The sequence below is a fragment of the Amycolatopsis roodepoortensis genome, from assembly GCF_024628825.1.
Lineage (GTDB): Bacteria > Actinomycetota > Actinomycetes > Mycobacteriales > Pseudonocardiaceae > Amycolatopsis > Amycolatopsis roodepoortensis.
On record NZ_CP102415.1, the window covers coordinates 4,719,376 to 4,743,314 of the forward strand.

A 23,939-nucleotide genomic window follows, 5' to 3' on the forward strand; every position below is an offset into this window, starting at 1 on the left:
TGCGGGGGACACCTCTACGATCGCGCACATATGAGCACCGTCCTTATGAGCACGATCGTGTTCGTCACTGTCGTTCGTCACCATGCCTCCGACGCGGAGCTCGCTCTCGCGCCGGTCAATGGTGAAGCGTTACTCACGCACACTGTGCGGGGGCTGCTCGCTCTGCCGGATCTCGATCTGGTGGTCGTAGCGGCCCCCGAGCGGTGTGCTGATTCGTTTTCGGCCGCTTTGCGCGGCTTCGAAGAGCGATGCCGGATAGTACCCGGCGCGTCACTCGCGCATGCCTTCGACACCATCGAAAGTGAGATCGCCGGGGATCCGGTGATCCTCGTGCACGACGCCCTGCGCGCCTTCACCCCCGCGGACAAGGTCCGGGCCGTCGCGGACGCGGTCCGCGCGGGCTCGCCTTTCGTGGTTCCCGTACTGCCGATGGCGGACACCGTGAAGGTGACCGATGCGGCGAAGGTAATCACAGGCACCGAAGACCGCACATACCTGCGCACCGCCCAGACCCCGCTCGGCTTCACGCGTGAGACTTTTCTCTCGTATGCCGGCGAGCCGTCTCTCGACGGCGCGCACACCGTCCCGGGCCATCCCGACGCGATGCGCGTCACCAACGCGTTCGAACTGAAGCTGGCCGAGGCGATCGCCCGGGCCGGGGAAGAGGAAGTGCTGTGAGGATCGGGAACGGCGTCGACGTCCACCCCGTCGAGGCGGGCCGCGAATGCTGGATCGCCGGTCTTCTCTGGCCGGGTGTCGACGGTTGCGCGGGCCATTCCGACGGCGACGTCGCGGCGCACGCGTTGTGCGACGCGCTCCTGTCCGCGGCCGGGCTCGGTGATCTCGGCGCGGTGTTCGGCACCGGCGATCCGCGCTGGGCGGGCAAGCACGGCGTCGAGTTCCTCGCGGAGGCGCGGCGGCTGGTCGAGGCGGGCGGCTGGACCGTCGGGAACGCGACCGTCCAGATCGTGGGCAACGCGCCGCGGGTCGGGAAGCGCCGCGAAGAGGCGCAGAAGGTGCTGAGCGAAGCGGTCGGCGGGCCGGTGAGCGTCTCCGGGACGACGACCGACGGCCTCGGCCTGACCGGACGCGGCGAGGGCATCGCGGCGTTCGCGACGGCACTGCTCCTGCCCTCGCAGGAATAGCCGCCGCCGGGCGCCGGTTCCGGCTGTCATGGCAGTCACACTTCCCGAACCGGTCCGCGAACTGGTGGACGGCAAGAACTTCGCGACCGTGGCCACGCTGGACGCCGACGGCGGCCCGCAGACCTCGGTCATCTGGGTGGGCCTCGACGACGGCGATCTCGTCTTCAGCGCCACCGAAGACCGGCTGAAGGTCCGGAACCTGCGTCGCGATCCTCGCGCGAGCGTGTCGATCACCGACGCGGAGAACCCGTACCGGCACACGCAACTGCGCGGCACTGTCACGATCACCCCGGATCCCGGGAAGACGCTGCCGAAGACGCTCAGCCACAAGTACCTCGGCCAGGACCCGCCGCCGGAGGGCGACGACGTCGAGCGGGTGATCGTCCGCCTGCGCGTCGAACGGATCGCCGGGAACGTCCGGTGATCAGGCTGCCTAGGATTCAGCCATGGGTGTGACCTTCAACGACGCGACCAAGAAACTCCTCGACGGCAACAACTTCCCGGTGCTGGCGACCATCAACGCCGACGGCTCCGCGCAGACGTCCGTGCTGTGGGCGAAGCGGGACGGCGACACGGTGGTCTTCGCGACCGTCCGCGGGCGTCTCAAGGAGCGGAACATGGCCAGGGACCCGCGGGTGTCCGTCTCGGTCTTCGACCAGGAGAACCCGTACGACTACGTCGAGATCCGCGGGACCGTGGAGATGACCGACGAGGGCGGGCGCGAGCTGATCAACGAGCTCTCGCACAAGTACCTCGGCAAGGACTACCCGGAGGAGCCGGCGGACGTCGTCCGCGTGCTGGTCCGGATCACGCCCACCAAGATCACCGGCAACGCCGCCTGACGCGCGCCATGAACGGTCCGTTCCTTGCGAAATTTGCAAGAAACGGACCGTTCATCTCACACGCGAGGAGCGGCGGAACCCCCACGATCGTGGCTAATGTGGGGCTCGTGACCTTTCGCGCTGTGTTGTTCGACTTCTCCGGCACGGTCTTCCGGCTCGAACAGGACGAGACCTGGCTCGCCGACCTCACCGACCACGAGGGCGAGAGCCTGGACATCGAGGCCCAGACCGAACTGATGCGCCGGATGACCGCGCCGGTCGGCCAGGTCGTCGATCTCGACGAGGAGCACCTGCACGCCTGGAACCACCGCGACCGCGACCCGGTGCTGCACCGGAAGGTGTACCTCGAGGTCCTCAAGCAGTCCGGGGTGCCGCACGCCGACCAGGCGGTCGCGCTCTACACCCGGCTGATCGATCCCACCCAGTGGACGCCGTACCCGGACACCGAAGCCGTCCTCAAGGGCGTCTCCGGCAAGGGCGTGAAGATCGGGGTGCTGAGCAACATCGCCTTCGACATCCGGCCCGCGTTCGGCCGCCGTGGCTGGGACGCCTACGTCGACGAGTTCATCCTGTCGTTCGAGGTCGGAGCGGTGAAGCCGGAGCCGGAGATCTTCCGCGCGGCCGTCGAGCGGCTCGGGGTCGACCCGGCGGAAACGCTCATGGTCGGCGACAGCGAGGAGGCCGACGGCGCCGCGCGCGAGATCGGCTGCGCGTTCGCGCTGGTAGAGCCGCTGCCGACGACCGAGCGGCCGGACGCCCTGCTCAACGTCATGCGCGCCCACAACGTGCTGTAATACGGTCACTGCGACACCGCTCACGCCGACCCCGTACCCTTTTAGGGTGGCACTACACCTCTATGACACGGCGACCCGGAGCGTGCGGGAATTCCATCCCGCCCGTAGCGGAACGGCGTCCATGTACGTGTGTGGTGCCACCGTGCAGGGTGTTCCCCATATCGGCCACGTCCGCGGCGCGCTGAACTACGACGTCCTTCGTCGCTGGCTCGTCCACAGTGGACTCGACGTGCTGATGGTCCGCAACGTCACCGACATCGACGACAAGATCCTCACCAAGGCCGCCGCGGCGGATCGCCCGTGGTGGGAGTGGGCGGCCACGCACGAGCGCGCCTTCGAGTCGGCGTACGAAGCGCTGGGCTGCTTGCCGCCTTCGATCGCTCCTCGGGCGACCGGGCATGTCACGCAGATGGTCGAGCTGATGCAGCGGCTGATCGACGGCGGGCACGCGTACGCCTCGGGCGGCGACGTGTACTTCTCGGTCAAGGCGTTCGACGGCTACGGCGATCTCTCCGGCCAGAAGCTCGACGAGGTCCAGCAGGGCGAGAGCCTCGGCGAGGGCAAACGCGACGCGCGCGACTTCACGCTGTGGAAGGCCGCGAAGCCGGGCGAGCCGTCTTGGCCGACGCCGTGGGGCTCCGGCCGTCCCGGCTGGCACCTCGAATGCTCGGCGATGGCGACCACGTACCTCGGCGCGGAGTTCGACATCCACGGCGGCGGCGTCGACCTGGTGTTCCCGCACCACGAGAACGAGCGCGCCCAGTCGAACGCGGCGGGTGACCCGTTCGCGCGGTTCTGGCTGCACAACGCCTGGGTGACCCTGTCCGGCGAGAAGATGTCGAAGTCGCTGGGCAACACGGTCTCGATCCCGGAGATGCTCAAGAACTACCGGGCGCCCGAACTCCGGTACTACCTGGTCCAGCCGCACTACCGGTCGACGATCGAGTACTCCGACGGAGCGCTCGCCGAAGCCGCGCAGGGCTACCGGCGGATCGAGCAGTTCCTCCGCCGCACGGCGGGTATCGCCGGCACGGTCCACCTCGGCGAGATCCCGGACGGGTTCGCGGCCGCGCTCGACGACGACCTCGCCACTCCGCAGGCCTTCGCAGTGCTGCACAACACGGTCCGCGACGGTAACGCGGCCCTCGACGCGTCCGACAATTCCAAGGCACTCGAAATCGCCGCCTCCGTGCGCGCGATGACCGACGTGCTCGGCCTCGACCCGCTCTCCGCGCGCTGGTCCGAGGCGGGCGGTAATGAGACGCCCACCCGGCAGGCACTGTCCGAACTCGTGGAAGGGCTGCTCACCGAACGGCAGCAGGCCCGCGCCGAGAAGGACTTCGCCCGTGCGGACGCCGCGCGTGACCGCCTCCAGCAGGCGGGCATCGTGGTGGAGGACACCCCGAACGGTCCACAGTGGACCGTCAAGGACGTCTGACCCTTACTCGGTCTCTAGCTCAAGGATTCTCACTGATGGCAGGCAACTCCCGGCGCCAGGGCGCTATTCGCAAGCCCGGCACGAAGAAGGGTCAGGTCGTCGGCTCCGGCGGCCAGCGCCGGAAGGGCCTCGAAGGCAAGGGCCCGACGCCCAAGGCCGAGGACCGGCCCGGCCACAAGGCGTACCGGATGGCCAACGCGCGTGACCGCAAGGACCAGGCGCGGCAGAAGAAGGCCGACAAGCCGGAACTGATCGCCGGGCGCAACCCGGTGGTCGAGGCGCTACGCGCCGACGTGCCGGCCACCGCGCTGTACGTGGCGATCAACATCGAGATCGACGACCGCGTCAACGAGGCCGTCCGGCTCGCCGGCGACAAGGGCATCTCGATCCTGGAGATCCCGCGCGAGGAACTGGACCGCAAGACCAACCGGGCCATGCACCAGGGCCTCGGCCTGCAGGTCCCGCCGTTCGTCTACGCCGACCCGCGCGACCTGATGGCCGTCGCGAAGGACTCCGGGCAGACCCCGCTGTTCGTCGCGCTCGACGGCGTCACCGACCCGCGCAACCTCGGCGCGGTGATCCGGTCCGCCGCCGCGTTCGGCGCGCAGGGTGTCCTCCTGCCGGAACGGCGCAGCGCGGGCATGACCGCGGTCGCGTGGCGGACCTCCGCCGGCACCGCGGCCAAGCTGCCGATCGCCGTCGCGACCAACCTCACCCGTCAGCTGAAGGCGTGGAAGGACGACGGCCTGATGGTCGTCGGCCTCGACGCGGACGGCTCGGTGGACATCGACGAACTCGACCTCGCGGCGGATCCGCTGGTCATCGTGCTCGGCTCGGAGGGCCGCGGCCTGTCCCGGCTGGTGCGCGAGACCTGCGACGCGACCGTGTCGATCCCGATGGCGGCGGGCGTCGAGTCGCTCAACGCGTCGGTCGCGGCCGGGGTGCTGCTGGCCGAGGTGGCGCGCCGGCGGCGGCTCGCGGGACGCGTCTGACCCCGCACTTCGTCACACGGTGCGGGAACCTCAGGCTAAGGTCACCAGCGGCTAACGCGTAACCGCCCTGGGGGACCCGCACCGATGTCGTTCATTTCACCGCTGTTCCTGTGGTACTTCATGCCGGCGATCCTGCTCGCCGTCCTGGTGTGCCCGCGCAGCTGGCGGAACGGCATCGTCGCGGTCGGCAGCCTGATCTTCTACGCCACCGGTGCCGGCCCGTACACGCTGGTGCTGCTCGGCTGCATGGTGGTCAACTTCCTGGCCGGGCCCGCGCTGGAGCCGAACGCCTGGGACCTGCAGAACAAGCGGCGCAAGCGGCTGCTGATCGGGGTCATCGGCCTCAACGTCGGCATGCTGCTGATCTGGAAGTACGCGGGATTCGCGACGCAGCAGATCGCGGCCGTGACGCACTGGTTCGGCGGCGATTTCCCGGTGGCCGAACTGGTCATCCCGATCGGCATCTCGTTCTACACGTTCCACCACATCTCCTACGTGGTGGACATCTACCGCGGTGAACGCCGCGCGCTGCGCGACCCCGTGGCGTTCACCGCGTACATCGCGATGTTCCCGCAGCTGGTGGCCGGACCGATCGTGCGGTTCCGGGAGATCGCGGGCCAGCTGCCGCAGCAGCGGTCCCACCGCCTCGACGACATCGCCGCCGGTTTCCCGCGGTTCGCGCTCGGGCTGTGCAAGAAGACGATCATCGCGGACTCGCTCAGCCCGCTGGTGGACACCTGCTTCAACACACCACCGGATCAGATGACCTTCGCGATCGCCTGGCTCGGCGCGATCGCGTACACCCTGCAGCTGTACTTCGACTTCTCCGGGTACTCCGACATGGCGATCGGGCTCGGCCGCATGCTCGGCTTCCGGCTCCCGGAGAACTTCGCGAGACCGTACTCGTCGGTGACGATCACCGAGTTCTGGCGGCGCTGGCACATGTCGCTGTCGCGCTGGTTCCGCGACTACGTCTACATCCCGCTGGGCGGCAACCGCGCCGGCGCCGGGCGCACGTACCGGAACCTGTGCATCGTCTTCGTGCTGACCGGGTTCTGGCACGGCGCGCAGTGGACGTTCCTGATCTGGGGCGTCTACCACGGCGCGCTCCTGATCGTGGAGCGTGCGTTCGGCTACGACACCGCCCCCAAGTCCCAGGCCGCGCGCATCGGGCGCCGCGCGCTGACGCTCGTGCTGGTGGTGTTCGGCTGGGTGTTCTTCCGCGCCAAGGACCTGCCGCAGGCGCTCGGCATGATCGGGCACATGGTGCTGCCGGACTTCACGGGCCTTACCGACGTCGTGGAGAGCGCGGTGACCAACCAACGGCTGATCATCCTGCTGTGCGCGCTGGCGATCGTGTTCCTGCCCGCGCATCCGGTGACCGGGCCGCTGCTGGAGTCCTCGCGGAGCCGCCCGGCGACGGCGCTGCGGATCGGCGTGATGACCGTCGGACTGGTGTACGCGGCCATCCTGATCGCGACCGGGACGTTCAGCCCGTTCCTCTACTACCAGTTCTGAGGGAGCCCCGAGAATGACGGACCTGTCCAGCCAGCCCGGCGTGATCCCGTACGTGGACGCCCACGACGGGCCGCGCCGGCTGCTCACCGTCGAACTGCGGCCGTTCCCCTCCAGCTCGGTGCCGTACGCCCCGTTCGTGAGCATCGACGGCAGGCAGTTCCTGGTCTCGTGGGGTGCGGTCACGTTCGAGATCCCCGCCGACCGGAACGTCCACGTCAGCGCGCATCTGCACACCAATTACGGGTCACAGGCCGCCGCGACACCGTTCGCCTCGATCGTGCTGGCACCCCATCCGGAGCCGGTCCGCCTGACCGCCCAGTTCACCGGATCCGGCGGTTCGATGTTCCCGGTCGGCTAGCTTTGCCGCATGACCGGCGACTGGAAGCGGGATCGGATCGGTTCGGCGCTGCGCGGGGAGAACCCGACGGTGCTGCGGCGGCTGGACGCGGGGTTCGCGGTGATCGGCGATACGCAGTTCCTGCCGGGCTACTGTGTCCTGCTGACCGATTCCCCGGCCGTCGGCAGGCTGACCGACCTACCGCGGCCGCGACGGCTGAAGTTCCTGTCGGACCTGGAGCTACTCGGCGAAGCCGTCGAAAACGTCTGCGCGCGTAGGGATCCGGGCTTCCGCCGGGTGAACCTGGAGATTCTCGGCAACACGGATCCGTTCCTGCACGCGCACGTCTGGCCGCGTTACGACTGGGAGCCCGCCGAGGTGGTCGGACGGCCGGTTTGGCTGTATCCGGTGGAAAACTGGGCCTCTTCGTTGGGGCCTCAGCACGATTCGCTGCGTTCCGAGCTGACCGCGGAGATCGACAGGCTGCGAGCCGCGTCGACCACGAGCTGAGCGAACTCCCTGCCGCGCACCATCGGCAGGTAGTGCCCGGCTTTCGGAACGGTGACGAGGCGCCCGTCGGCGCAGGCGTCGAGAAAGCGGCGTTCATGGCGGCGGATGTGATCGTGTGAGCCGTTGATGAGCCAAGTGGGGCCCGGATAGGCCGCGAGTTTCGCCAGCACGTCGAAGTCCGCGAAGGCCTCGGCGACGTCCGGGATCACCTCCGTCGCGATGCCGCCGCCGATCACCGCTTCGGCGAGTTTCGGCGGCAGGACGCTTCGGAACTGCCAGCGGCTCAGCCGCTCGCCCTGGCCCGGCAGCCGCATGAGCAAGCGGTGCGCCACGCGGAACGGAGTTTCCAGCGTACGGCCGGGCAGGAAGGTCGAGCCCGCGACGACGAGTCCGGCCACGCGCTCCGGATACCGCGCGGCCGCGGCGATGGCGGCGTAACCACCGAGGGAATGCCCGACGACCAGCGCGGGTTCGTCGATGGCTTCGGCGATCACGTCCGCCGCGTCGTCCAAGGTGAACCGCTCTCCCCGGCGGGTGCCGTGGCCTGGGAGATCGACTGCCTTCGCGGCCTGTCCGAGCACTTCGAGCTGCTCGGTCCACGCGGCGCCGCTGAGCCGGATGCCGTGGACGAAGACGATGGGGACCATGGACTACCTCCTGAATGCAACGCACCGTTGCGTTGCAAAGTACGCGCCCTCGGTGCGCAACGCAACGGTGCGTTGTATTGTTGCCGGGTGACCACCCAGAACGGTCCGCGCAAGGCCGAGGCGATCTTCGCCGCCACTCTCGAACTGCTGGCCGAGCACGGTTACGACAAGCTCGCCATCGAGGCCGTTGCCGCCCGGTCCGGCGTCAACAAGACGACGCTGTACCGATGGTGGCCGTCGAAGGACGCACTCTTGGCCGCCGCGCTGCGCGACTCGGACCTGTTCGCCCTCGACATCCCCGACACCGGCAGCCTGCGCGGCGACCTTCTCGCCATGGCAACGCAAATCCACCGGCTGCTGACCTCGGAGCACACCGCGCCGGTCGTCACGGCGGCCTTGACCGCGGGCACCCGGCGTCCCGAACTCGGTGACGTGGCACGGAGTTTCTTCGCCGACCGCATGGCACGCGAAGAGCCGATCTTCGAACGCGCCACCGCGAGAGGCGAACTGCGCGCCGGCGTCGATCCGGTTCTGGTGATGGATCTGCTCGCGGGGGCGATCTGGTTCCGGTTGCTGCTGCGCGGCGGCGACGCCGGCCCGAAATTCCTCGAAGAAGCCGTCGATACCGTACTGGGTGGTGCCGCGTGAAAATCACGTTGAAGATCGAATCCGAGCGCCTCGAAGATTATCTCGCCGCCGACGCGATCGTCGATCACGATCACCCTCTGATCCGCGAAACGGCTGACAGCCTGTCACCGACCGGTGGCACCGAAGTCGACGTGATTCGTTCGATGTTTCACTTCGTGCGCGACGAGATCGACCATACGGTGGACGCCGCCGATTCCCGGGTCACTCTTATGGCCTCCGACGTTCTGCGCGAGGGAGTCGGGCTCTGCTACGCGAAGGCCCACCTTCTGGCCGCTTTGCTTCGCAGCCAAGGCATCCCGGCCGGGTTCTGTTATCAGCGGATCGGCGTTCTGCACGGGCTCAACGGCGTGTACCTCGCAAGTCTGGACCGGTGGATCCGGCTCGATCCCAGAGGCAACAAAAACGGTGCGGACGCGCACTTTCCTTTGATACAAGCGAGCCTGCCGGAAGATGAGCGGCTGGCGTGGACACTGGACCCGGGCAAGGGCGAGATCGACTTCCCCACGGTGTACACCGCACCGTCTTCGGCGGTCGTCGAAACCTTGTCGTCGGCGAAGCCCGGACCCGCCTGGTACGAAGGAATACTTCCGCACGCTCCGTGAGTGGTTTTTCCGTGTTCCGGCGAAACCTCCGATGCGAAACCGGCATCGCCGAGCGTCACATTCGTTGTCGGTCGCTTTCCCCCGAATTTCTTATTTCGGGCTGGTCACGATGCGCGTAGAGTAACTCCCCGCACTCGAACAGATACGCACTGCGTTCGTCCGTTCGAGTGCTGATCAAGGAGGTGACCTTCGTGCCCGCGGAAGCCGATCGGCTCCGCCGTACCCCGTTGCAAGAGATCTTCTGGACCAGGACGAGTCTGCTGCTCACCGTACTGGTCGTCGTCGCGGGCCTCAGCCTGTGGATCTCCAGCATGATGGATCCCGGCGCCGGCAAGACACTGCTCACCTCGGTGGGCACCGGCACCCTGATCTCCGCGGTGGTCGGCTTCGGCCAGACCCTGATCACCGCCACCGCGTCGCAGCGCGCGATGGTGACCCCGGTGATCGAGGAGAGCCGCCGGGCGCTGGAAGCGCTCAGCGCCGAATACCGTTCGCTCAACAAGGAATTCTTCCCCACCCACGTCTTCGAGGCGACCACCGATCCGGACCCGATGTTCAACCGGGTCATGACCGAAGACCTCGACGCGACCAGGCACTACTTCTTCCGCGGCTTCTCCGGCAGGCACGCCGCCGCCCGATTGTTGTTGTCCCGAACCGAAAGGGAGCTTCGCGTGGTCATCGCCGACCCACGCGACGAGGGCGCGATCGGCGGCAGGGCGCGCTATCTCCTGCGCAGCGAAGAAGCGGGAATGGACTACGAGACGATCCAGAAGCGGCTCAACGACGAGATCAGCATCGGCCTCGTCGGGCTGTTCCTGGCGCGCAGCCGGTGCTCGCTGGTGGACATCACCGTCGTCGCCGACCCGCCACTGGACCGGCTCGAAGTGTTCGACGAGAGCGTTTGGGTGACCTTGTACAGCGACATCCGCGGCGCGACCACGCTGTATCCGCGCACGCTGCGGTTCAGCGAAGGTTCGTTCCTGTACAACAAGGAACGCTCCGAGTTCCTGCGCGTGTCGCAATCGCGCTCCGGACGGCACTTCCGCATCTCGACCACGACGACGAGGGCGGATTTCCTCGCCCTGTACGAAAAGATCACCGGTTCTCCCCTGTCCGAAGAGAACTTCCTCGAACTGGAAGGGAAATTCCACACCTTCCGGAAGGAGTTCACCACAATCGCCGAGCTGAACCCCTGACCTCTCGGCGTCGCACGGCACTAGATTTGAGGAGCTGAAGTTGCTCACTCGCTTGTCCCCCCTCACCCAGCTCTCCGCGCTGCTCCGGACCACGGACCTGCCGCTGACGCAGCACTGGCAGATCGTCGACGGGATCTTCCGCGACTGGACGTCGAGACCAGAGCTGCGCGACGACCTCCGGCGGCATTTGGCTTCGCTGAGCCCGGACGAGGCGAGCGCGGTACTCGAGCGGTCCCGGGAGACCACCACCCATTTCGCCTGGTGCCTGCTCGATTGCCCGACCGATCCCTTTTCGATCTGGCTACACGAGTACAAGGCGCCGTCGGACTGGCGCGAGGGGTACGCCGATTCCGTGCACAATCACAGATATCACTTCTGCACCACGATCCTCCGTGGCAACTACGTCCACGAGCGATATTCGACCCTGCGAGATCAACTTTCCGGATTGATCACATCGGTTCGGTTACGACGTAGCACCCTGTGCCAGACAGGGTCGGCGGGCGTCATGTACGCGGACGAGTTCCATCGGATTCCCGAGGCCACCGAAGGGACTATGACGTTTCTGGTGAAATCACGTCCGGTGAGCGAGTTCAGTCTTTCCTTCGACCCGAAAACCGGAATCGGGCATCGTCACGTTCCGGTCGAGGTCCGATTGGGGGACCTCGCGGGCCGTATCTGACTACACACCGCCGTCGAAGGCGCATACCCTTGCTCCACCCGTCCGTAAACGGGATCGGAGAGGTATATGCGCGCGCGAAAGAGCACGATTCCTTCGCAGACCATCGAAGCCGTCGAACACCATGTCCGGCGACTGTGCTGGCGTTATGCGGACAAACTGCAGTTCCACGGCTGGCACCACGTCAGTTTCGTCCGGGCGAAGGCCGCGGGGTTCGCCGAACACAACGGTGCGGATCGCGCCGTCGTCGAGGTGGCGGCGCTGGTGCACGACGTGAACTACATCGTGCACCGGAACTCCCCCGCGGCCGCCGGGCGAGACCTCCGGATGGGCATCCTGCGGGAATGCGGTGTCGAGGAATCCGTCGCCCAGTGGATCGACGAAATCATCGACGAAGCCGAGATGGCCACCAGAGGCCGTCACATCTCGCTCGAGGCTCAAGCACTGAGCGATGCCGACACGCTGTTCAAGGCGCTGCCGGTGACGCCTGTCGTACTCGCCCACCGCTATCTGCGGGAGAACGGGTTGAGCCTCCGCGAGCTGGCGGACAAGATCGTCGGCGAACAGTGCGATGTCCACGACAGTGGTTACTACTTCTACAACCCCAAGGCGGCGGAGAACTACTCCCGCTGGGCACTGGCGAATCTTCAGTTGTGGCAGTGCATCAAGGAGGCCGTCGACGATCCGACGGTCGTCGAACTCCTCGACGCGGTACACGCCGTGGACGCCACCGACTTCGAGGCCGAGCCCGCCGCTTCCTGATCCCGCGTGACGCTCGCTCGTCGGCCGGCGAACGGCGGATTTCGCGTGCTCAGAGGCGCGACTCGCGTGATTCGAGGCGTAACTCGCGTGCTCAGAGGCGCGACTCGCGTGATTCGAGGCGTAACTCGCGTGATCGGAGGCGTAACTCGCGTGACGTTCAGCGCTGGCCGTAGCCGCGAAGTTTCTCCACGACGTGCTCGATCTCGGCGGGCGGGAGCAGGGTCGGTGTTCCCGCCGCCCGGGCCGTCAGCCACACCTGGCAGACCCACTCGAGCTGCTGCGCCCGGCTGTACGCGGAGCCGAGGCTGTCGCCGAAGGTGACGGTGCCGTGGTTCGCCAGTAGGCAGCCGCGGCGGCCTTCCAGCGCTTCCAGCATCACCTTGGCGAGCTCTTCGGTGCCGTACGTCGCGTAGGCCGCGACGCGGGCTGTCGGGCCGATCGCGGCGAGCATGTAGTGGATCGGTGGCACCTCGGTGACGAGGGTCGAGACCGCCGTGGCGTGCACGGAATGCGTGTGCACCACGGCGGAGACCGGCTTGCCGTCTGGATCCGTGGCCTGCCGGTACACGGTGAGGTGCATCGGGAGTTCGCTCGTCGGTTTGAGCGTGCCCTCCACGATCTCCCCGTCGAGGCCGACGACCGGTACGTCTTCCGGCCGCAGCCCGGCGTAGTCGACGCCTGTCGGGGTCACCGCGATCAGGTCGCCCTGCCTCGCGGAGACGTTACCGGAGGTGCCGACCACGAGCCCGTCGGTGGTCATCCGGCGGGCGAATTCGCAGACCGCCAAGCGTTCTTTGGCCAGGATCACCGTCACAACCTCCAGAGTCCGCGGGCCGCGGCCAGTGAGGCCTGATAGTCGGCGTAGCCCTGCTCGTAGAACTCTACGTTCTCCGGCCGGACCTCGACGACGCGTGCGCTTTCCGCCCAGAGCTCCCTGTCGACCGGTTCGCCGAGGGCGTCCGCCGCGACGATCACCGCACCCCGCGCGCCGACCCCGGGATCGCCGGGGATGACGATGGGCCGCCCGAGAACGTCGGCGAAGATCCGGGTCCACTCGAGCGAGCGGACCCCGCCGCCACAGGCGTACAACGTGCCGGTGAGCCCGGCGGCGTCGAAGCAATGCCTTGCCGCGTAAGCGATCGACTCGCACAGCGCCCGGACGATGTCGCCGCGTTCACTCTCCAGGCTCAGCCCGGAGAACTGCGCCCTCGCGGAAGCGTCGACGAACGGGGCTCGCTCACCCGACGCGGAGAGGAACGGCAGCGCGCGAACACCACCCGCACCCGGCCTGCTCGTGTCGAGCAGCGGACCGATCTCCTCGACCGCGATGCCGAACAGGCGGCACACCCAGTCGATGCCCGCGGTGCCGACCATCGCGGGCATCGCCCGCAGGAACTCCCCTTCTTCGGGCGTGCAAAGGAACATGCCCGCCGGCTCGCCCTCCGGATCGAACTCCGCCGAGTCCGTCAGGACCTGGCACGCAAGGGTGGTGCCCGCCGTGAGGATGCCATCGCCCGGACGTCGTACGCCGGCGCCGATGGCGCTCGCGGGCAGGTCGAACGGACCCGCGGTGACCGGCAGCCCAACGGGAAGACCGAGCAGCCCGGCTCCACGTTCATCCAGCCGGAAGACCGTCTTCGGCGCGGCGGGCTCCACGAACAGGCTACGGCGGTGGGAGAGCCCGACGGCCGCGATGGCGCCCTCGTCGTAACGCCGGGTCGCCGGATCGAGGAAGGGCAGCGACGCGTCCGACGCGTCGACGGTGATCTCACCGGTCAACCGCTGGAGCACCGCGTCGACGCAGTAACCCGCCACCGCCGCCCTGTCCAGCGACTCCGGCTCATGAGTGTCCAAAAAGGACATTATTGCCGCGGCGCAACCCGGGAACATTCCCGACGCGGTGCGGCGGAACACTTCCCTGGTCACTCCGCCGGCCTGCCATTCGGCGAGCAGCGAGTTCGCCCGGCCGTCGAGCCAGGAGATCGCCGGGCGGACGGCCTCGCCGGATTCGTCGCGCAGCCACAATCCGTCGCCCTGACCGGTGAGGGCCAACGCGGTGGCCGGGCCGTCGAGCCCGGCGGCGACTTCGCGCACCACCGTCGCCACAGTGCCGAGTACCTGGTCGAGGTCCTGTTCGACCAGTCCGCCCGGCAGGTGGTGCACCTCGGACGTGGTGCACGCGCTCGCCACGGACATCCCGGCCTTGTCGAAGACGACCGCCTTCGTCAGTGACGTGCCGATGTCGACGCCGATGATCATGGCCGCAGGACCTCGGGGTTCGCCAGATTCGCGAGCGCCTCCCCACGGACGTACCGGCCGACTTCGGCGGCGACGATGCTCGCCGCGCGCTCCGCCGTCTGCCTGCTGGCTCCGGCCAGGTGCGGGGTCGCGATCACGTTCGGCGCGTCCCGCAACACCCAGTCCGCAGGCGGAGGCTCGACGTCGTACACGTCGAGCGCGAGTGCGCCGAGCCGTCCCGAACGCAGGGCTTCCGGCAGCGGCGAGTAGTCGAGCAGGCCCCCGCGCGCCGTGTTGACCAGTACGGCGCCTTCGGGCAGGAGGGCGAGCTTGGCTGCATCGATCAGATGCCGGGTCTCCTCGGTGAGCCGGGCGTGCAGGCTCACCACGAAGCTGCGACGCAGCAGATCGTCCAGCTCGACGAGCTCCGCGCCGTCGGCGGCGATCTTGGCGGGGTCCGCGAACGGATCCGAGACCAGCACCTTCGCGCCGAACGCGATGAGCACCTTGGCCACCCGCGCGCCGATCGCGCCGTACCCCACCAGGCCGACGGTGGTGCCGTCGAGTTCGAGACCGGTCTGGTCGTAGGCGTAGTAGTCGCCGCGCCAGGTGCCGCCCAGCAGCTCGGCCGAGGACGTCGAGATCCGGCGCATCGCGGCCAGGATCATCCCCACCGCGAACTCGGCGGCGGCGCCGGCGTTCCGGCCGGGCGCGTACGTCACCGCGACACCCGCCTCGGTGGCCGCCGCGAGGTCCACGTTGACCGGACCTCCCCGGCACACCGACACGAGTTTGAGGCCCGGCGCGGCGGCGAACACCTGTTTGGTGAAGGGCGCCATCTGGGTCACCGCGACCTCGGCTCCCGCCAAGGCCTCGATCACCTGCTCCTCGGTGCCGCTGGCCTCGTGCACGTTCGCGACCGGACCGAACGGCTCCACCGGCCACGGCAGCGTGAGTTCCGAGAACTCGTGCCCGGCGCCGATCTCGGCACGGACGGCGCCGGCCAGCAGGCCGGTGCCGACGAAATGGTCTCCCGCAGCGAGTATCCGCAACTCTGCGTCCTCTCTCCGTGCCCGCATCGGGCGCTTCTCAGTGTCTGTTGGTGAACCCGCCACCGCAATCGACGCCGGCTTCTGCCTGCCGATTCAGTGCGCTTGCTCGTATTCGGTGATGTGCGCGACCTTGCTCGCGCTGGCCGACGTCGGGTCGAAGCGGTAGCCGACCCATTCGGCGACGATCTTCTTCGCCAGCTCCGGCCCGATCGCCCTGGCGCCGAAGGTGATCACCTGGCAGTCGTTCGACTTGACCGAACGCTCGGCGGAGTACGAGTCGTGCGCGACCGTGGCCCGCACCCCCGGGACCTTGTTCGCCGAGATGGCCATGCCGATCCCGGTCCCGCAGACCAGCACGCCGCGATCCGCCTCGCCTCGCGCGATCCTCTCCGCCGCCGCGAGGCCGAGCAGCGGATACGCCTTGTCGTCGGCGCCGTCGGCCACGCCGAGGTCGGTGACCTCGTCCACCCGGTCATCGGCGAGGAGCAGATCACGCAGCTGATCCTTGAGGGCGACCCCGGCGTTGTCCGCCGCCACCACGATCCGCATTTCAGTCTTCCTTTCCCAGAGCCTGGCCGACCGCGGTGACGAGCAACGCGAACGAAGTGGCCCCGGGATCGGGATGCCCTTCGCTCCGCTTCGCCAACCGCGCCGCCCGCCCCTTGACAGGCAACAGGTCCGCCGTGGCCTCGGCCGCGCTCACCGCGACCTGCGCCGCTTTCTGCCAGGCCTGCGGGACGTCGGCGCCCGCCTCGGCCTGTTCGCGCAACGCCAGCCTGAACGGCTCGATGGCGTCGAGCATGGTCTTCTCGCCGGGCTCGGCCTTGCCCAGTTCGACGAACGCCGCCACGGCACCGTCGACGGCGTCCGCGAGGGCCGCCGTGGTCACCTCGCCCGGAGACCGGCCGCGCAGCCCCGCACCGGTCTCGGCGAGCAGGACCCCGTACAGCGCTCCGGACGCACCGCCCGCCGCGTCGGCGAACGCCGTCCCGGCGGCCAGGAGCGCGGTGGACAGCGAGTCTTCGTCACGCCGTGCGGCGGCCACCGCGGCCCGCATCCCCCTCGTCATGCCCAGCCCGTGGTCGCCGTCGGCCGCGACCGCGTCCAACCTGCCGAGTTCGGCCTCGTTGGCCTCGATATCGCGCAGGGCCGCCGTCAACGCCCGGTCCACGATGCCCTCGCCCGGCGCGATATCGGCCAGCAGCGAGTCCACTGTGGACTCCAGTGGCACCGGCGTCAGCGCGGCACCGGTGCTCCGGTAGCCAGGGGTGTCGCAAGGAGCCGCGTAGAGCTCGGCGAGTTCGTCGTCCAGCACCAGGATCGACAGCGAGACCCCGGCCATGTCGAGCGACGTGACGAATTCGCCGACCTCGGTGTGCAGCGGGCTGAGCCCCGCCGCGGCGAGCCGCTCGTGCACGCGGGTGTAGGTCGCGAACATCTCCTCGTACTTGGTGCGGCCGAGCCCGTTCAGCAGGACCACCACCCGGCCGTCGCCGGCGGGCAGCTCCGGGAGGAGGCCGTCGACCAGTTCGTCGGCCAGTTCCCGCGCGCTCAGCCTGCCGACCGTGCGCACGCCGGGCTCGCCGTGGATGCCGAGCCCCAGCTCCATCTCGCTCTCGCCGACGGTGAACAACGGCGCGGAAGCGCCGGGCAGGGTGCACCCGCCGAACGCGACGCCGAAGGTCCGGGTGTTCGCGTTCGCCTTCTCCGCCACCGCGTGCACGGCGGCCAGATCGTCACCGCGTTCGGCGGCGGCACCCGCGATCTTGAAGACCAGGAAGTCTCCGGCGACACCGCGGCGCTTTTCCGGCGCGTCGGCGGGACCGCTGGCGATGTCGTCGGTGACCAGGATCGTCCGGCTTTCGACGCCCTCGGCGGCCAGCCTGCGCGCGGCGAGCCCGAAATGCAGCACGTCGCCCTGGTAGTTGCCGTAACCGAAGAGCACGCCGGCGCCGCTCTCCGCGGCTCGCGCGGTGCGGTAGACCTGCTCGGCGCTCGGGCTGGTGAACACGTCGCCCACCACGGCCCCGTCGGCGAGACCGGGACCGACCAGCCCGGCGAACGCGGGATAGTGCCCGCAGCCGCCGCCGATCACCACCGCGACCTTGGGCGCGGACTCCTCCCGGCGCAGCACGCCGTAGGCATCGGGCACCTTGCGCACCGAACGCCCGTAGGCGGTGACGAACCCGTCCAGCCAGTCGCGTTTGAACGTCTCCGCGGTACCCAGGACCGTCATCGCCCGCTCGCTTCCGCGAATTCGCCGGACAGGTACGCGAGCAGCTTGCGCCGCACGTCGTCGTTGTTCTCCGCGACCTCGGCGGCCAGCTCCAGCGCGTCCGGCTTCGGCGGGTACACCGGGTTCGGCAGCGCGATCACGGTGAGCCCGGCCGCCGCGGCGGCGCGGATGCCGTTGCTGGAGTCTTCGACGCCGAGGCATTCCTCGCCGGACCGGCCCAGCCTGGCCGCGGCTTCGAGGTAGACGTCCGGGCTCGGCTTGCCCCTGGCGACCTCGGCACTGGACACGGTCGCGGAGAACTCGCCGGTGAGCCCGTGCTTGCCGAGTACCGCGTCGATCACCCGGCGGGCGGCCGACGACGCCAGCGCGACCGGCACCTTCGCGCTCACCTCGCGGACCATCTCCCCGGCGCCCGGCAGCAAGGGCGCCTCCCCCGCCTCGATCGCGGCGATCATGCCGTCCACCACGGCACGCTCGACCTCGGCCGCGCTTTCCGGGGTGCCGGACCGCTTCGCGAGGTACGCGGCCCATTCGGGCGCGCTCATCCCCTGCACGGACGCGGTGTCCTCAGCCGTCCATTCGGTGCGGTGCCGGGCGGCGTACGCCACCCAGTTCTCCTCCCAAAGGTGTTCACTGTCGACGAGGACACCGTCCAGGTCGAACACCACCGCGGCGAGTGCCATCCGGCATCTCCTTTCACATCGATGCTGTTAAGTTAACATCGATGATGTGATCTGGACAAGCCCTGAGGAGGGATCCCGTGGTCGCACGGTTGTTATTGGCACGGCACGGCCAGACCGAATGGCACGCCGAGAACCGGTACGCGGGCAGCAGCGACGTCGCGCTGACCGAGGAAGGGCTGCGCCAGGCGGACGAACTCGCCGGTTTCGCCGCCGCGATCGAGCCGTCGGCCGTCTTCTGCTCGCCACAGAGCCGGGCCCGTCGCACGGCGGAACCTTCGGCCGAGGCACTGGGTCTGCCCTTGCGAGTGGTCGACGGCCTGCGTGAAGTCCATTTCGGACTGATGGAAGGGCGCACCAGGGACGAGCTGGCGGCGTCGGATCCCGAGGCGGTCGCGCGATTTCTCGCCGATCCCGTGACCGGCGCCTTCCCGGGTTCGGAGCCTCCAGCGGAGGCCGCCGCCCGCGGAGCCGCGGCTTTGCGCGGGATCGCCGCCGAGGTCCCGGGCGAGACGGTGCTGGTCGTCGCGCACAACACGCTGATCAGGCTGACCCTGTGCGCGCTGCTCGGCATCCCGCTCGAGACCTACCGCACAGTGTTCCCGCGACTGGACAACGCGGCCGTCACCGAGATCGCGATCGACGGCACGCGCACCGGCCTGCTGCGCCTCAACCAGCCGGCGCGCACGCGATACTGAACGGTATGAGCGATGAGAAGACGGCCGGTGCGAGCGCACACTCTCGTAACACGCGTCAGCAGCTGATCACCGAACACGTCTTCACGACCGGCTCCGCGAGCATCGCCGAACTGGTGGAACTCACCGGCGTCAGCACCATGACCGTGCACCGCGACGTCGACGAACTGGCCCGGCGCGGCCTGCTCCGGAAGTACCGGGGCGGCGTGTCGGCCATGCCGTCGACCGTCTTCGAAAGCAACGCCGACTACCGGATGAACGTGCATTCGGAGGAGAAGATGGCCATCGCCGCGCACGCGCTCGCCCGCGTCGAACCGGGGATGTCGATCCTGCTCGACGACTCCACGAGCGCGCTCGCGCTGGCGAAGATGCTGCACCGGGTCACCCCGCTGACCGTCGCGACGAACTACCTCGGCGCCATCGAACTGCTCAAAGGCGTCCCCGACCTGCGGCTCATCTGCATCGGCGGCGACTATTCGGCGACCCACGACTCGTTCCTCGGCATGCAGAGCCTGGAGGCGATCGAGCGGATCAACGTCGACGCGACCTTCGTCTCGACCTCGGCGATGAACACGCGGATGACGTTCCACCAGGAGCCGGAGATCGTGATGCTGAAACGCGCGATGCTGGCCAGCGCCCGGACGAAGGTGCTGCTGATGGACCACAGCAAGACCGAACGCGCGGCACTGCACCGGCTGGCGCCGCTGAGCGACTTCGATGTGCTGATCGTCGACGACGGGGTGGAAGAGCATCTGGCCGAGGAGATGCGGAGCCAGGTGGAAGTGGACATCGCTGAGCTCTGAGGCCTCAGGCCGGCCCGAAGTACGTGAAGGCCTCCTTCTCTCGGCTCAGCCGAGAAAACGCCCCCCGGAGTACATGCAGCTCACAAAGTGGAGAACCTCGACGGCTGCCTCGCCAGCGTGGTCGTGAGTGTTTCGGGTCGTTCTGCCGACCCAAAACACTCACGACCCCTGTACCGATGCCGACGTTTCGCGTGACTGGACGGACGACACGCGTGCCTGGACGGACGTGAAGGCCCCCTTCCCTCGGCTCAGCCGAGGGAAGGGGGCCTTCACGCGCCACCACCCAACCCGCCCGGGCGCGCGAGGCTAACACGAAAATCGACCGATGTAACATCTTGAAAGTTAAGTTAACACGATCCATGATACGCTGAACACGACGTCATGGAGGCGTGCATGAACCAGGTAACATCGCCGTTATCGCGACCCGAGAGCGGGTTCGCCCGTGTCCTGAACCGCTGGGGCCTGCCCGCCCCGCTGTTCCTCGGCTACGCCGGGCTGCTGCTGTTCATGATCGGCGACGGGGTCGAGTCGGGCTTCATCGCGCCGTTCATGGCGGACAACGGCGCGGGCACCGAGATCAAGGCCTCGTACGTGATCACCGTGTACGGCGTCGCCGTGATGCTGGCGTCGTGGTTGTCGGGCGCGCTGTCGGATCTGTGGGGGCCGCGGCGCGTGATGATGATCGGCCTGGCCATCTGGCTGGTGTTCGACGTGCTGTTCCTCGCGGTCGCGGTCTCCGGTGAGAGCTACCCGCTGATGCTGGTGTTCTACGGTCTCCGCGGTTTCGGCTATCCGATGTTCGCGTTCGGTTTCCTGGTCTGGATCACCGCGGTGGCGCCGGTCGCCAGGCTCGGCGCGGCCGTCGGCTGGTTCTACTTCGCGTTCACCGGCGGGCTTCCGACGCTGGGCGCGCTGGTCGCGAGCTTCACGAACCCGGTGCTGGGCCAGTACGGCACGCTCTGGTTGTCGGTGGCGCTGCTGGGGCTCGGCGGCGTGCTGGCGATCTTCGGTGTCCGGCAGCGGACGGGGTACACGCGGCTCGCGCCGCCGGACGTGAAACCGGTGCAGAGCCTGGTGTCCAGCGTGTCGATCGCGTGGAAGAAGCCCCGCGTCGGCGTCGGGATGCTCGTCCGCGTCATCAACACCGCGCCCGAGTTCGGGATGCTGGTGTTCTTCCCGACGATCTTCATCGAGGACATCGGGTTCGGGGAGAGCCGCTGGCTCCTCCTGGTCTCGGTCATCTACGGGACGAACATCTTCTTCAACCTGATCTTCGGCGTGCTGAGCGACCGGATCGGCTGGCGCACCACGATCTTCTGGTTCGGCGCGATCGGCTGCGCGATCTCGATCCTGTTGCTGTACTTCGTCCCGATCGCCATGGGCGCCGAGTACTACTGGCTCGCGCTGCTCGTCGGCGCGCTGTACGGCGCCACGCTCGCCGGGTTCGTGCCGATCTCGGCGCTGCTCCCCTCCCTCGCCCCGGAGAACAAGGGCGGTGCGATGGCGCTGCTGAACCTGGGCGCGGGCGCGGCGGCGTTCGTCGGGCCGGCGATCGTCAGCCTGTTCCTCGGCCCGCTGGGCGCGGCCGGAGTGGTGATCGTCTTCGCCGCCCTGTACCTGGTCGCGGCGGTCATGGTGCGCTACCTGAAATTGCCCGAGGAGACGGCGAAGGCGATCGAAGAGGACAAGAGTCTGCAAGAAGTCGGAGAGAAGGTCGTCACCACGTGAACCAACCCGTCACGATCGGCATCGACGTCGCCACCGCGGGGGTCCGTGCCCTCGCGGTACGCGGCGGCGCCGTCCTCGCTTCGGCCGCCGCGCCGCTGCCCGCACCGGTCCGCGACGGCCGTGGGCGCAGCGAGCAGGACGCCCGGTCCTGGTGGCCCGCGGTGAAGACGGTGCTGGCGAAGGTCACCGGCGAGCTGCCGGGCAGGGGCGGCGAGGTCGCCGCGGTGGCCGTCGCCGCGACGTCGGGGACGATCGTCGGGGTCGGCACCTCGGGCGAACCGGTCACACCCGCGCTGATGTACGACGACAGGCGTGGCGCGGAGCTCAACCGCGAGGCCACCGAACTCGGCGCGGAGCGCTGGCGGCGGCTCGGTTTCGGCGTGTCCGCCACGGCCGCGCTCGGCCGCATCGCCTGGCTGGCCGGGCACGTCCCCGGCGTCGCCGGGATCCGGCACACGCCCGAGCTGATCGCGGCCGAACTCACCGGCGGGCCGGTGGCGGCCGACTGGTCGCATGCGCTGAAAAGCGGCTACGACCCGCTCACCCTCGAATGGCCGGGCGAGGTGTTCGATGCCTTGGGAGTGCCGGAGAGCCTGCTGCCCTCGGTGGTCGCACCGGCCACCGTGCTGGGCGAGGTGGCCCGTCCGGTCGCCGGGCTTCCGGCAGGCTGCCGGGTCGTGGCCGGGATGACCGACGGCTGCGCGGGCCAGCTCGCGGCCGGGGCGATCACCCCCGGGAGTTTCGTCGGCATCCTCGGCACGACCTATGTGCTCAAGGGAGTCACCGAAGAGCTGGTGCCGGATCCGACGGGGGCGATGTACAGCCACCGTCATCCGGACGGCTGGTGGCTCCCTGGCGGCGCGTCGAACACCGGCGGCGAGGCCGTCGCCGGGCAGGAGCGCCTTCCCGAACTCGACGCGGCGGCGGCCTCCCGGGGCCCGGCCGAGATCGTCGCGTACCCGTTGCGGCGCAAGGGCGAACGCTTCCCGTTCGCCAGCGCGGACGCCGAAGGTTTCGTGTCCGGCGAAGCCGACGAGGTCGAGCTGCACCGGGCCCGGCTGGAGGGAGTCGCCTACCTCGAGCGGCTGGCGTTGGATCACCTGCGCCGCCTCGGCGTCACGATCACCGATCCGCTGCTGGCGGCGGGCGGCGGCAGCAAGAGTCCTTTGTGGACTCGGATCCGGGCGACCGTCACCGGTCTCGGCCTGCGGGTGTCACCACAGGCCGAAACGGGGTACGGCGCCGCGCTGCTCGCCGCGGCGGGAGTCCTGCCGGGCGGGCTCGCGGAGGCGTCCGGAGGGCTCGGCCAGGGGGTGCTGGTCGAACCCGACGAGCGCGAAAGCGCCGCGCTCGCCGAGTCGTACCGGCGGTTCTGCACCGAGCTGCACACCCGGGGCTGGATCGACGACGAATTGTTCGCCGTCGCCCAGCGGTGAGAGATCAGGAAGGACGTGGGCCGTTGGTCTTGTCAGGAGCAGGCTTCGGCGCCTCGGCGTCGGGGGCGGGAGCCAGGAGCTTGATGGCTTCCTGGACGGCGACGTCCGTGGCGGAAAGCCGGTCGGCGACCTTCGACCGGAGTTCCAGCGCGAGCTTCCTCGCCTGCTGAGCTTCGGCCTGCTGGGTCTTCGCGTCGGCGAGGGCCTCCGCGACCTGCTCCTGCTTCGCGGCGATGTCCTCCGCCGAAGCCTTCTCCGCCTTGGCGATCTTCTCCGCCGAGATCCGTTCGGCTTCGGCACGCTTGGCCGCGGACACCCGGTCGGCTTCCGCGATCTTGTCCGCGGACGCCTTCTCCGCCTCCGCGCGGCGAGCGGCCGATGCCTCCTCGGCCTTCTTGTCCGCCGCGGCGCGGGTCCGGACGCTCTCCATGTCCAGTTCCTTGCGCTTCTGCGCCGCCTCGGAGTTCAGCCGTTCGATCTCGGCCTTGGCGTCCGCGAGCAGTTTCTCCCGCTCCGCCTGCGCGTCCTTGGCGGCCTTGTCGATCGCACGCTGGGTTTCGTGGGCGTACTTGTCGGCTTCGGCCCTTGTCGACTTGGCGTCCGCTTCGGCGGCGGCCTTGAGGTCGGCGATCTCCTCCTCGGCGAGCTGCATCATCATGCGGACGCGTTCGGCCATCGCGCCGGCGCCGGACGGGCTCGAACTCATCCGCACGAGGGCGGCCTTGGTCTCGTCCAGTTCCTTCTGGGCGTGGCCGAGCGCCTTGGTGAGCTCACCGGCGGTCGCCACGGCCTCGTCGCGGCTGCGTGAGGCCTGCTTGATTTCGGCCGCCAGCTCGGCGAGACGCTCGTCGACCTGACGCTTGTCGTAACCGCGGACAGCGCCCGCGAACTGGGACGATTTCGCTGAGGGCGCCTGAGGCGCCGTCTTCTCAGGAGCGACCATGGCGGCCACCTTAATGAGCGG

The 23,939-nt window shown here is 68.8% G+C and carries 27 protein-coding genes; 19 read left to right on the plus strand and 8 right to left on the minus strand.

The window, feature by feature from the left end; all coding sequences use genetic code 11:
* The first annotated feature begins 30 nt into the window (after nt 1-30).
* The 10 genes from NQK81_RS22370 to NQK81_RS22415 all read left to right on the plus strand — a co-directional run bounded on the left by NQK81_RS22370 (nt 31) and on the right by NQK81_RS22415 (nt 7,576).
* Nucleotides 31-678 carry an IspD/TarI family cytidylyltransferase gene (locus NQK81_RS22370; RefSeq protein WP_371878885.1) on the plus strand — a complete coding sequence of 216 codons (648 nt, stop codon included), beginning with the start codon at nt 31-33 and terminating at the stop codon, nt 676-678.
* The gene (ispF, locus tag NQK81_RS22375) at nt 675-1,145 is read left to right on the plus strand and encodes a 2-C-methyl-D-erythritol 2,4-cyclodiphosphate synthase (protein ID WP_034310203.1); all 471 of its coding nucleotides are present in this window, start codon (nt 675-677) and stop codon (nt 1,143-1,145) included. The genes NQK81_RS22370 and ispF overlap by 4 nt, the downstream gene beginning before the upstream one ends.
* 28 nt (nt 1,146-1,173) lie before the next feature.
* On the plus strand, nt 1,174-1,569 hold the full coding sequence (locus NQK81_RS22380; protein WP_126730235.1) for a PPOX class F420-dependent oxidoreductase: 396 nt from the start codon (nt 1,174-1,176) through the stop codon (nt 1,567-1,569).
* A gap of 22 nt (nt 1,570-1,591) precedes the next feature.
* Nucleotides 1,592-1,987, plus strand: coding sequence for a PPOX class F420-dependent oxidoreductase (locus NQK81_RS22385; RefSeq protein ID WP_034310197.1), 396 nt, complete (start codon nt 1,592-1,594; stop codon nt 1,985-1,987).
* A gap of 107 nt (nt 1,988-2,094) precedes the next feature.
* Nucleotides 2,095-2,781 carry an HAD family hydrolase gene (locus NQK81_RS22390; RefSeq protein ID WP_257489666.1) on the plus strand — a complete coding sequence of 229 codons (687 nt, stop codon included), beginning with the start codon at nt 2,095-2,097 and terminating at the stop codon, nt 2,779-2,781.
* Between the two features lie 46 nt (nt 2,782-2,827).
* Entirely contained in the window at nt 2,828-4,219 is a 1,392-nt protein-coding gene (gene cysS / locus NQK81_RS22395; RefSeq protein ID WP_126730230.1) for a cysteine--tRNA ligase, read from the plus strand.
* 35 nt (nt 4,220-4,254) lie between these two features.
* A complete protein-coding gene (gene rlmB, locus NQK81_RS22400) occupies nt 4,255-5,211 on the plus strand; it encodes a 23S rRNA (guanosine(2251)-2'-O)-methyltransferase RlmB (protein ID WP_034310192.1) in 957 nt (318 codons plus the stop codon).
* Between the two features lie 84 nt (nt 5,212-5,295).
* Nucleotides 5,296-6,729: an MBOAT family O-acyltransferase gene (locus NQK81_RS22405; RefSeq protein ID WP_257489667.1), complete on the plus strand. Its 1,434-nt coding sequence runs from the start codon at nt 5,296-5,298 to the stop codon at nt 6,727-6,729.
* A gap of 13 nt (nt 6,730-6,742) precedes the next feature.
* Nucleotides 6,743-7,087 (plus strand): hypothetical protein, encoded by a 345-nt coding sequence (locus tag NQK81_RS22410; RefSeq protein ID WP_257489668.1) that lies wholly within the window; start codon nt 6,743-6,745, stop codon nt 7,085-7,087.
* 9 nt (nt 7,088-7,096) lie between these two features.
* On the plus strand, nt 7,097-7,576 hold the full coding sequence (locus tag NQK81_RS22415) for an HIT family protein (protein WP_257489669.1): 480 nt from the start codon (nt 7,097-7,099) through the stop codon (nt 7,574-7,576).
* On the opposite strand, the gene NQK81_RS22420 is transcribed toward NQK81_RS22415, so the two are convergent.
* Nucleotides 7,504-8,223, minus strand: coding sequence for an alpha/beta fold hydrolase (locus tag NQK81_RS22420; protein ID WP_257489670.1), 720 nt, complete (start codon nt 8,221-8,223; stop codon nt 7,504-7,506). The genes NQK81_RS22415 and NQK81_RS22420 overlap by 73 nt on opposite strands.
* An 87-nt stretch (nt 8,224-8,310) precedes the next feature.
* On the opposite strand from NQK81_RS22420, the gene NQK81_RS22425 reads away from it, so the two are divergent.
* The 5 genes from NQK81_RS22425 (at nt 8,311) to NQK81_RS22445 (ending at nt 12,107) form a co-directional block, all read left to right on the plus strand.
* On the plus strand, nt 8,311-8,871 hold the full coding sequence (locus NQK81_RS22425; RefSeq protein ID WP_257489671.1) for a TetR/AcrR family transcriptional regulator: 561 nt from the start codon (nt 8,311-8,313) through the stop codon (nt 8,869-8,871).
* A complete protein-coding gene (locus tag NQK81_RS22430; protein WP_257489672.1) occupies nt 8,868-9,473 on the plus strand; it encodes a transglutaminase domain-containing protein in 606 nt (201 codons plus the stop codon). Before NQK81_RS22425 ends, NQK81_RS22430 begins: the two co-directional genes overlap by 4 nt.
* 149 nt (nt 9,474-9,622) lie before the next feature.
* Nucleotides 9,623-10,669: a hypothetical protein gene (locus NQK81_RS22435; protein WP_225949732.1), complete on the plus strand. Its 1,047-nt coding sequence runs from the start codon at nt 9,623-9,625 to the stop codon at nt 10,667-10,669.
* A gap of 40 nt (nt 10,670-10,709) precedes the next feature.
* Nucleotides 10,710-11,348 (plus strand): hypothetical protein, encoded by a 639-nt coding sequence (locus NQK81_RS22440; protein WP_257489673.1) that lies wholly within the window; start codon nt 10,710-10,712, stop codon nt 11,346-11,348.
* 66 nt (nt 11,349-11,414) lie between these two features.
* Nucleotides 11,415-12,107: an HD domain-containing protein gene (locus tag NQK81_RS22445; protein WP_257489674.1), complete on the plus strand. Its 693-nt coding sequence runs from the start codon at nt 11,415-11,417 to the stop codon at nt 12,105-12,107.
* 157 nt (nt 12,108-12,264) lie between these two features.
* Here NQK81_RS22445 and NQK81_RS22450 read toward each other — a convergent pair whose 3' ends face one another.
* The 6 genes from NQK81_RS22450 to NQK81_RS22475 form a co-directional block, all read right to left on the minus strand.
* Nucleotides 12,265-12,915 (minus strand): class II aldolase/adducin family protein, encoded by a 651-nt coding sequence (locus tag NQK81_RS22450; protein ID WP_257489675.1) that lies wholly within the window; start codon nt 12,913-12,915, stop codon nt 12,265-12,267.
* Between the two features lie 2 nt (nt 12,916-12,917).
* Nucleotides 12,918-14,366: an FGGY-family carbohydrate kinase gene (locus tag NQK81_RS22455; RefSeq protein ID WP_257489676.1), complete on the minus strand. Its 1,449-nt coding sequence runs from the start codon at nt 14,364-14,366 to the stop codon at nt 12,918-12,920.
* Nucleotides 14,363-15,397: a 2-hydroxyacid dehydrogenase gene (locus NQK81_RS22460; RefSeq protein ID WP_257489677.1), complete on the minus strand. Its 1,035-nt coding sequence runs from the start codon at nt 15,395-15,397 to the stop codon at nt 14,363-14,365. The genes NQK81_RS22455 and NQK81_RS22460 overlap by 4 nt, the downstream gene beginning before the upstream one ends.
* 93 nt (nt 15,398-15,490) lie before the next feature.
* Nucleotides 15,491-15,946, minus strand: a complete 456-nt coding sequence (locus NQK81_RS22465) for a ribose-5-phosphate isomerase (protein WP_257489678.1) — start codon at nt 15,944-15,946, stop codon at nt 15,491-15,493.
* A gap of 1 nt (nt 15,947) precedes the next feature.
* Complete coding sequence (locus tag NQK81_RS22470; RefSeq protein WP_257489679.1) at nt 15,948-17,633, minus strand: dihydroxyacetone kinase family protein; 1,686 nt, start codon at nt 17,631-17,633, stop codon at nt 15,948-15,950.
* Nucleotides 17,630-18,316, minus strand: coding sequence for an HAD family hydrolase (locus NQK81_RS22475; protein WP_126730207.1), 687 nt, complete (start codon nt 18,314-18,316; stop codon nt 17,630-17,632). Before NQK81_RS22475 ends, NQK81_RS22470 begins: the two co-directional genes overlap by 4 nt.
* Before the next feature lie 77 nt (nt 18,317-18,393).
* Between NQK81_RS22475 and NQK81_RS22480 the strand changes: the two genes are divergently transcribed.
* The 4 genes from NQK81_RS22480 to NQK81_RS22495 all read left to right on the plus strand — a co-directional run bounded on the left by NQK81_RS22480 (nt 18,394) and on the right by NQK81_RS22495 (nt 22,975).
* Nucleotides 18,394-19,011, plus strand: a complete 618-nt coding sequence (locus NQK81_RS22480) for a histidine phosphatase family protein (RefSeq protein ID WP_257489680.1) — start codon at nt 18,394-18,396, stop codon at nt 19,009-19,011.
* 5 nt (nt 19,012-19,016) lie between these two features.
* A complete protein-coding gene (locus tag NQK81_RS22485) occupies nt 19,017-19,811 on the plus strand; it encodes a DeoR/GlpR family DNA-binding transcription regulator (RefSeq protein ID WP_126730204.1) in 795 nt (264 codons plus the stop codon).
* 393 nt (nt 19,812-20,204) lie between these two features.
* A complete protein-coding gene (locus NQK81_RS22490; RefSeq protein WP_257489681.1) occupies nt 20,205-21,539 on the plus strand; it encodes an MFS transporter in 1,335 nt (444 codons plus the stop codon).
* The gene (locus NQK81_RS22495; protein WP_257489682.1) at nt 21,536-22,975 is read left to right on the plus strand and encodes an FGGY-family carbohydrate kinase; all 1,440 of its coding nucleotides are present in this window, start codon (nt 21,536-21,538) and stop codon (nt 22,973-22,975) included. The genes NQK81_RS22490 and NQK81_RS22495 overlap by 4 nt, the downstream gene beginning before the upstream one ends.
* Nucleotides 22,976-22,979: 4 nt before the next feature.
* On the opposite strand, the gene NQK81_RS22500 is transcribed toward NQK81_RS22495, so the two are convergent.
* Nucleotides 22,980-23,918, minus strand: coding sequence for a coiled-coil domain-containing protein (locus tag NQK81_RS22500; protein WP_257489683.1), 939 nt, complete (start codon nt 23,916-23,918; stop codon nt 22,980-22,982).
* Nucleotides 23,919-23,939: the final 21 nt, after the last annotated feature.